Consider the following 1,054-nt stretch of genomic DNA (forward strand, 5'->3'; position numbering starts at 1 on the left):
CCTCTATATTTAGAAAACGATAGCCACATAAAGGTGATAAAAAATGAAAAAGCTATTTGGTACAGTAATTATGGCGGCAACGCTGCTTGTTGGTTGTGGTGAAGCTGACAAGGCTGGTTCTGAAGCTAAAGACGAGCCGATCAATATCAACATGAGCCTTGTGTTCACTCAAAATGAGCTGCTTACACAAGAGCTAATCAAAGCGACCGACAAAATTCGAGAAAGAACCGATGGCTCGGTAAACATTAAAGTTTTCCCTGGTGGCCAATTGCCTGTTTACAAAGATAACTTGGAACAAGTGGTTAACGGTGCCAACTGGATTGCCGTAGAGGATTTGACTTATCTAGGTGATTACGTGCCTGACTTTGCTGCACTGGCAGGTCCAATGCTGTACAATACCTACGATGAATACTTAGCGATGATGGACACTGATTTCGTCGCTGGCCTTAAAGCTAAAGCGGAAGAGAAGGGCATCAAAGTATTGAACGCAGACTACATGTTTGGCTTCCGCCACATGATCACCAATAAAGAGATCGTTAACTCTGATGACATGAAAGGCATGCGTATTCGTGTTCCACAAAGTCAGCTGTTCATCAGTACACTTTCAGCAATGGGCGCAGCTCCAGCTTCTCTTCCATTCCCTGAGACCTACGCAGGCGTTCAGCAAGGCGTAGTTGACGGTCTTGAAGGTTCTATCCTGACAATGTACTCAACCAAGATCTACGAAGTGGCTAAGAACATGTCTTTGACTAAGCACTTCCTTGGCACTGTGGGTATCTACATTTCACCAACGCTTTGGGACAAATTTACGCCAGAGCAACAACAGATCATCAACGAAGAGCTAGAGGCGGGTGCTGAATCTAACACTGCTGAGCTAGTTAAACTGGATGTTGAATACACTCAGAAACTTGAAGAGCTAGGCGTTACCTTCAATGAAGTGAATTCTGAAGAGTTCAACCAGTTGACGGCAGATGTGTACAACCAGTTCCCAAGCTGGAGTGAAGGTATACACGCGACGATCATGAAAGAGCTGGAAACGATCCGAGCGGCACAG

General features: G+C 45.2%; 1 protein-coding gene. It reads left to right on the plus strand.

Annotated elements, in window-relative coordinates; translation table 11 throughout:
- Positions 1-43: 43 nt before the first annotated feature.
- Positions 44-1,054 (plus strand): C4-dicarboxylate TRAP transporter substrate-binding protein (locus BCT81_RS23060; protein WP_102425982.1); only part of this gene is annotated, 1,011 nt, incomplete at its 3' end.

It is taken from the genome of Vibrio sp. 10N.261.52.A1 (assembly GCF_002876325.1).
Lineage (GTDB): Bacteria > Pseudomonadota > Gammaproteobacteria > Enterobacterales > Vibrionaceae > Vibrio > Vibrio chagasii.